Annotated in this window: 9 protein-coding genes and 1 pseudogene; 7 read left to right on the top strand and 3 right to left on the bottom strand. The window is 52.0% G+C overall.

The window, feature by feature from the left end; all coding sequences use genetic code 11:
- Positions 1 to 969: site-specific integrase (locus KW848_RS31105; RefSeq protein ID WP_256365347.1), on the top strand; the 969-nt coding region annotated here is incomplete at its 5' end.
- Between the two features lie 80 nt (positions 970 to 1,049).
- Complete coding sequence (locus tag KW848_RS31100; protein WP_218539149.1) at positions 1,050 to 1,727, top strand: hypothetical protein; 678 nt, start codon at positions 1,050 to 1,052, stop codon at positions 1,725 to 1,727.
- 176 nt (positions 1,728 to 1,903) lie between these two features.
- Here the strand turns inward: KW848_RS31100 and KW848_RS31095 are convergent, their stop codons facing one another.
- Both KW848_RS31095 and KW848_RS31090 read right to left on the bottom strand, forming a co-directional pair.
- On the bottom strand, positions 1,904 to 3,331 hold the full coding sequence (locus KW848_RS31095; protein ID WP_218539148.1) for a YfjI family protein: 1,428 nt from the start codon (positions 3,329 to 3,331) through the stop codon (positions 1,904 to 1,906).
- A complete protein-coding gene (locus KW848_RS31090; RefSeq protein ID WP_218539147.1) occupies positions 3,328 to 3,624 on the bottom strand; it encodes an AlpA family transcriptional regulator in 297 nt (98 codons plus the stop codon). Before KW848_RS31090 ends, KW848_RS31095 begins: the two co-directional genes overlap by 4 nt.
- A 124-nt stretch (positions 3,625 to 3,748) precedes the next feature.
- Here KW848_RS31090 and KW848_RS31085 point away from each other — a divergent pair, with 124 nt between their 5' ends.
- The 5 genes and pseudogenes from KW848_RS31085 to KW848_RS31065 all read left to right on the top strand — a co-directional run bounded on the left by KW848_RS31085 (position 3,749) and on the right by KW848_RS31065 (position 6,493).
- Positions 3,749 to 4,249 (top strand): tyrosine-type recombinase/integrase, encoded by a 501-nt coding sequence (locus tag KW848_RS31085; RefSeq protein ID WP_375154764.1) that lies wholly within the window; start codon positions 3,749 to 3,751, stop codon positions 4,247 to 4,249.
- A gap of 104 nt (positions 4,250 to 4,353) precedes the next feature.
- Positions 4,354 to 4,683, top strand: a complete 330-nt coding sequence (locus KW848_RS31080) for a hypothetical protein (RefSeq protein ID WP_218539146.1) — start codon at positions 4,354 to 4,356, stop codon at positions 4,681 to 4,683.
- Between the two features lie 83 nt (positions 4,684 to 4,766).
- A pseudogene (locus tag KW848_RS31075) lies at positions 4,767 to 5,735 on the top strand (DUF932 domain-containing protein).
- Between the two features lie 210 nt (positions 5,736 to 5,945).
- A complete protein-coding gene (locus KW848_RS31070; RefSeq protein ID WP_218539145.1) occupies positions 5,946 to 6,119 on the top strand; it encodes a hypothetical protein in 174 nt (57 codons plus the stop codon).
- Between the two features lie 29 nt (positions 6,120 to 6,148).
- Positions 6,149 to 6,493, top strand: coding sequence for a hypothetical protein (locus tag KW848_RS31065; RefSeq protein WP_218539144.1), 345 nt, complete (start codon positions 6,149 to 6,151; stop codon positions 6,491 to 6,493).
- A 14-nt stretch (positions 6,494 to 6,507) separates the two neighbouring features.
- Here KW848_RS31065 and KW848_RS31060 read toward each other — a convergent pair.
- Positions 6,508 to 6,785 (bottom strand): helix-turn-helix domain-containing protein (locus KW848_RS31060; RefSeq protein ID WP_218539143.1); only part of this gene is annotated, 278 nt, incomplete at its 5' end.

Here is a 6,785-nt window from a genome sequence, read left to right as displayed (position 1 = left end):
AAGTTTGAAACACTCGCAACGGAATACCGTGATGCTCACGGCGCGACGTGGTCGGAAAAATGGCGTAACGGCTGGCTGCGAAAGCTGGAGCTGTATGCGTTTGATCACATAGGCAAGCTGTCTGCCGAAGACATCGGTACTTCCGAGGTGCTCAAGGTGTTGCAACCTATCTGGGCTACCAAAACGCGAACCGCCGATGAGGTACGCGGGCAAATTGAACAGATCCTGGATGCCGCCAAGGCACGCAACCTGCGAGAGGGTGAGAACCCTGCTCGTTGGCGCGGGCACTTAGACAATCTGTTAAGCCGTGCTGAAAAGAAGAAGGCTCGGAAGCGCGAGCACTTTGAAGCATTGCGCTGGCAGGATGTACCGGATCTGATGGTAAAGCTCAGGGCAAATACCACACTTCCGTCTTGGGCCGCTCAACTACTGATCATGACCAGCGCACGCGCCCACATGGTCAGGTTCGCTCGTTGGGATGAGTTTGATCTAGAAGCTGGAACTTGGTCGCTGCCAGATGAGCGAATGAAGATGCGGGTAGCATTCGTAATTCCGCTTGCCGAGGAAGTCGTAAAGCTGGTCAAGAGCATTCCGCGAGATAAGGGAAACGCTTTTCTATTTCCAGGCCAGGGCAAGACAGGGGTTATGCACGCAAACGCAGTACGAACGCTCCTGCATGGCATGGGATACAAGCACATCACACGCCATGGCTTTCGGTCTTCGTTCCTAGACTGGGCGGGAGAATGTACTCACTACCCACGCGAGGTTTGTGAGATGGCGTTAGCGCATGACGAACGTGATCAGACTGAAGGGGCGTACTCTCGTTCAGACTTTCTCGACAAGCGTCGCTTGCTAATGGACGACTGGGCTAAGTTTATACAGCATGCACCTTTGGACCCAGAACAAATACACCCAACTATAGTTGTAGATGGCAAACTACAAATAACGGACACGCCACACCAGATATAAAATCCACAATCCAAATCCACGCTACAACCCAGAGAACAAACATGCTAGAAGACACTCCCCCGGAAGAGCACCCTACAAACATGGACAAGTTCACCGAACTCCTCCACGATATAAAAATCGATGGAAAAATCGACAACCTTCTAAGCCACCTCGACCATTTAAATAAAGAGCTTTTCGGAGAAAACAATACAATCACACAACTTCAACATATCGCCAACAAGATAGACTCCGGAGAAATAGACAAAACATACATAAGCGATCAATACTTTCACATAAACTTTAAAGTCAAAGATCCAAAAACGAAGCTAACAAGAAGTCTGCTGCTGGCCCACATTTATACCTCCACGGCGATTCAGCTTAAAAAAAACAATAGCCTCATGATGGCTTGGAATGCAATATCGGAAGCGAGCAAGTACATTGGAGCCTGCAACGCCATTTATGAGACCTTAGCCAACCCGAAAACTAAGCGCGCGAGCAAAGGCGGCAAAGCAAACGCTAAAAAAATAAGCGATTTCAAAGAATCCGTCATCGAAGCTCTGCATAGCTTTAGACCCAAAAAGGGATGGAGCAGCTCAAGCATGGCAACGGACAAAATAATTGACCACCTAATCAAATTATCCCCTCCGCGCAAGGACAATCACCCCGAAGAACGGAGTGATTTAATCGCAAAAGTACGAAACATGATTGAAGATGATAGAGACGTCCAAATGGCATTTACCGCCTCAACCGTGCAAGAACAAAAACACTCACCACTTTAGGAAACTAAAAATTCAAAAAAAACATCCACAAAAAACTCAATCGTTGTAATCCGAATTTCCCGCCAAAACGACACGCTGCCCTCAATGCCTACAGCCTATATTCTTAACTCGCTGCGATTTATGCTCAGTTAGAGCTCAGCATAATTGCAGCGCCCATCTCAAATCAAAATTTACTATTATGTCATCAGTTCAACGCATTGAACTCCCCTCCTATTGAAAAACCTTATTTCTCCCTGACTGTGCAGCTGCTCAAGCGCTTTATTCAAACGATTCTTCTCTCTCATTTTATTGGGGCCGTACTGGCGAATGTAATTTTTAGCTAACCAGTCGTCCCCTTTATCCCAAAAGCACAACAACCACTTGCTTAACTCTTCCGCGTCTAATTCTTCCTGTGTCTTGGGCAAAAATAGATAATAGAACTCATCAGAACACCAAAGGCAAAAATCGATAGAAAACTTAAGCGTACTCCTTGAAACCTCCCCCTCAAAGCCTTCAAAATAATGTAAGAGGGCCGCCACCCTAGCGATATTATCCGCAAGTTTTGAGGCGTGATCACCCATTTGATGAAATCGCCCCTCAGCGTTAATTTTAGATTCAATAGCATTGTATGTTTCCAGCCACATTTCACTAGCCTCTGGAGAGACACCAATAATTTTTCGCGCCTGACAAGACGCCTCTAACAAAGCAGAGTTACATTCAAGAATCTCGGCCAGCCGCACAGAGAACCTATCACGATACTCCCAAGAAATAGTTTCATTTTTAAGAAACCTTGTACCTTGCGTTGATTTTGGACAACATACTAAAAATCTAGCCCAGAGCCCTGAACCACGAGACTTTTCACCAGCAGCCTTGATATATTCATCGAACGCACTTCTTTGTGACATTATCGACACAGTCAGGCGGGCACCAACAACCTCATAACTTTCAGCCGTTTTTCTATCAACAGTTATGGAATCGCCACTCCAAATAGCATTATGTTTAGACAAGTCAGTTAATGCCCGACCATTGAGCACTCCGCCCCCCTCACTCGACACTAACCCAGCGGATGGCAGATTTTGATAGAGTCCTAGAAATAAAGCTTCAGAGGTAGAGTCCTCGTATAACATTTTAAACTGCTTAGGTTTCAAAGGCCGAACAAACCCGTGGTCGATCAATCGTCGCTCAGCTTCTTCCGAACACGCCTCCTCACGGGTAAGCTTAGCTATTTGTTTAAGTATAACTTTATTTTTTGTATCCCATATTTTCGACTTTGACTCCCACTCCCTTAGGTTGGACTGGTACGCAATTCCTTTCTTTTTTTGAAACTGGCGAATCGGTTCAAAGAAAAGATTTTCTGCTGTTGATTTTCGCTCTCCCGAATCTGCAATAGACAACAACATTAGTGATATTGGTACACATTGCCCAATTGGCTTACGGACATCACAAAGCCCCTGAACACCGACCGCAATCGCAGCCAAAGCCCCAAAGAAAATTAGCGGTCGCGGAGCTTGGATGTTGTTTTCAGCTTCATGCACAGCTGCCTTCAGGATGGGCAGGCATCCAAATGACGGGAAAGGGCCTCCAATTTCCGGTAACAATCGCTGCCGATAACGGCCAGTACTCATTTCTGGCCCGCACGTAATACCGCAGCGCCTGCTGCTACTCTTGAATCAATCCAAAGGCAAATATCCGACTCGATCCAACCAATAGCCCCCCTTACGCCTAACGAGAGCTTTATTGGTCGTGGAAACGCAGGGTTGTATCGTGGCGAGCGTGGGTTCATCCAATCGTAGACTGTAGACCGCCCCACGCCGAGGTGCTCTTGCAGCTTCTTCAAACGCAAGACCCGAATGAATGTTTTCTCTTCCCCATTCTGATCCAAAAACTTACGAGTTTTTTCATCCTCTTCAACACGCATCGCACCACCCTCCTTCTAAAAATTCGAGATGACGCAATGCTACCCGCATGAGTTTTGTATTTAGCCGCGCCCGCTTACGTCACTTTTTTACCGCAAGCGCACTACTTGAAATAAAAATAAAAACATGGATGAAAAACCCTCAGAAAATGTCATTTATTCACTCGACGATCACCTCCCCCTGCTATTTCCGCTACGAATAGCGGAAATAGCAGGGGACGGATGCCTTCGATGCACAGCTGCGATGACATCCTCACCGCTCTTTTCGCAACGGCACCTCGAGGCTGCGCCCTCGCGCCGCAAAGGGCGACCAATTAGCAACATGGCCATGCTGATGACGTTGAGGCGCATGGATCAAAAAGATCTAGAAGATCAAGGTAAAGGCTGGCGTGACAGCAATGACAACGTCATTACCGCCCACGGTTTTCGCAGTACGTTCCGGGATTGGGCGGCTGAATGTACACACTTCGCGCGTGAGGTCTGCGAGATGTCATTGGCTCAAGTGGTTGCCAACGGGGCGGAAGCCGCCTACTGGCGCAGTGACTTGCTGGAAAAACGCCGTACGCTGATGGCTGACTGGGCCGACTTTGTAACCCTCAAAGTGAATGGGACCGCCATCGCTGAGTGAGATCTCCTCGGAGCACCTGAAAGACACCTCGTCCATTCGATTCAATTGCAAAATAATTCAGTCCTACATCACTGCTTTGACATCCCCACCCTGGAGCTCTACCCATGTCATTGCAGTGCCCTCGCTGTCATTCCCCCAAAATCGCCTCGCTCCACCAAGCCATGAAAGTCGCAGCCGCTCTCGGTACAGCGGGCGGTGTCGCCCGCGGCGTCAGTGCGGCCCTGGCTGGCGGTCAAGCCGGTGCCACCGTCGGTGCTCTGGGCGGCCCCATTGGCGTCACGCTCGGCGCCGTGTCGGGTGCCATCCTCGGCGGCTTGGTTGGGGGCGCGGGTGGTTGTGCCTTAGGCGCTCAACTCGGCGACAAACTGGATCGCCATGTCTTGGCGAACAACCTCTGCCTGATCTGCGGTCATCGTTTCAACTTACCCGCCTGACTTAACACCTTCTAACCCCTTCCCGGCCAGTGCTGCGCGTTGCACAGCACTTATGCCGCCCCGTGTTCAAAGGAAACCTCAGCATGGCTCATCAACTCGAACAAATGGCTTACGTCGGCGCGACTCCATGGCACGGCCTGGGCAGTCAACTGTCGCCCAAACAACCGCTGGAAATCTGGCAACGTGAAGCTGGAATGGACTGGCAGATTCAGGAAAGCCCGGTTCATTTCAAAGCCGACGCTATCGGTCATTTAGGCAGCATTCACTCGTTCCCAGAGCAGAAGGTGTTGTACCGCTCCGACAGCAAAGCGCCACTGTCCGTGGTCTCGCAACGTTATCAGGTGGTCCAGCCGCGTGCCGTCTTAGAATTTTACCGAGATCTGACCGAACGCTCCGGCTATGAGCTGGAAACCGCTGGCGTATTAAAAGGCGGACGCAAGCTTTGGGCGTTGGCACGCACCGGACAATCCACCGCGCTCAAAGGCAATGACGTGGTCAATGGTTATTTGCTGCTCGCCACCTCCTGCGACGGCACGCTGGCCACCACCGCCACGCCCACCACCATTCGCGTGGTCTGCAACAACACCCTGACGATTGCGATCAACGGCGCCAGCCAGGCGATCAAGGTGCCACACAGCACCCGTTTCGATCCACGTGCCGTCAAACAGCAACTGGGCATCACGGTGTCGCAGTGGGATGACTTCATGTACCGCATGCGCACACTCGCCGCACGTCCGGTCAAAACCCATGAAGCCAAGGACTACCTGCACAACGTGTTGTGTGAGGTGCAGATGGGCAAGCCGGAGCACAGCCGCCTTTCCAATGAGCGCGCCTTAACTAAAGTCCTGAGTCTGTATGAGGGGCATGGCCGAGGGGCTGAGTTGGAGGCCGCTCAAGGCACCGCGTGGGGGCTGCTCAACGCGGTCACCGAGTACGTGGACCACGAGCGACGGGCGCGCAACAACGAGTACCGCATGGATGCCGCCTGATTCGGCCAAGGCGCGGTGATCAAGCAACGAGCACTCAGCACCGCCTTGCAGCTGGTGGCCTGAACTCATTCGGACGTCAGCGTCAATCGCTCTACTGCAACGCCTGCTACTCCCGGACGCTGACCTCTATTGACGATGGATGGGAAGGCCGCGTGTCACGGGCACCATGCGGCGACCTGTCACCAACCCATCCCGTCACGCCACTCCGCCACTCCGCCACTCCGTCACTCCGTCACTCATGCATTAAGCATCCCTCAATCAGAGACCACTCCCATGACTGTCCCTCGATTTTTTCTCTACCTGTTCGTACTCATTTGCGTGCTCGCCGGGAGCGGCCTCGTGGTGGCGGCCGTCTGCCTCATGCTGCGTTTCCCACCGCTCTGCATCGCCGTCGGGTTGGGCTGCGGATTGTTTGCCGTGGTCCTGGCCAAAACCTCACGCACCTAACTCACCTGACTTACATAAGGAAATCCAGTATGTCCGCCTACTGCCTGATCTGCGATTCCAAGGCTGTCCTGTCCAAAGAGGCCGCTCACATGGCCGTCATGCTGATTGGGACGATGGAGAGCATCTTAGTCGGCATGAGCCATACCCGCGCCAAGGAGCCTGCCATCAACCCGCCAACCCGGCCTGAGAGCCATCTGCTACACCTGCTGGAATTGATGGGCCAAGGCCTGTCTGAAGCACGCTCGGAATGCAGCGCAATGAACGCGTTTGCCAACGACGTGCAGCAGTACCAGTTCGGCCCCTATGACTTTTTCTGCTGTCGCTGCGGTGCCAGGTTCGATAAAGACGCCAGCACCGCCCCTCACAACGTATAAACAGGATCTTGTGCTCAACCCTGTTTCAGCCGTTCGGCCAAACGCTCAACCAGCTCCACAATAAACTGTCGATCTTGCTGATCAAGCTTCATCAATAACCGGCTGATCCGGGTGGCTTGATCGTCCGGGCGGGGACTGACTTCGGTCAACAGCTCCGCCGCTGCACAATCAAAGATGCCGGCCAGTTCTAGCAACCGCTCAATGTTGGGCATCACGATGCCGCGCTCGATGCGTGATACCGCCTCATTGCCCACCCCCAGCCGCTCAGCGACTTCCTCCTGGGTCAAACCAC

This window comes from Pseudomonas sp. PDM25 (genome assembly GCF_019219045.1).
In the GTDB taxonomy this organism is placed as follows: domain Bacteria; phylum Pseudomonadota; class Gammaproteobacteria; order Pseudomonadales; family Pseudomonadaceae; genus Aquipseudomonas.
The sequence above is the reverse complement of the archived record's forward strand: the minus strand, read 5'-3'. Positions and strand labels throughout refer to the sequence as shown.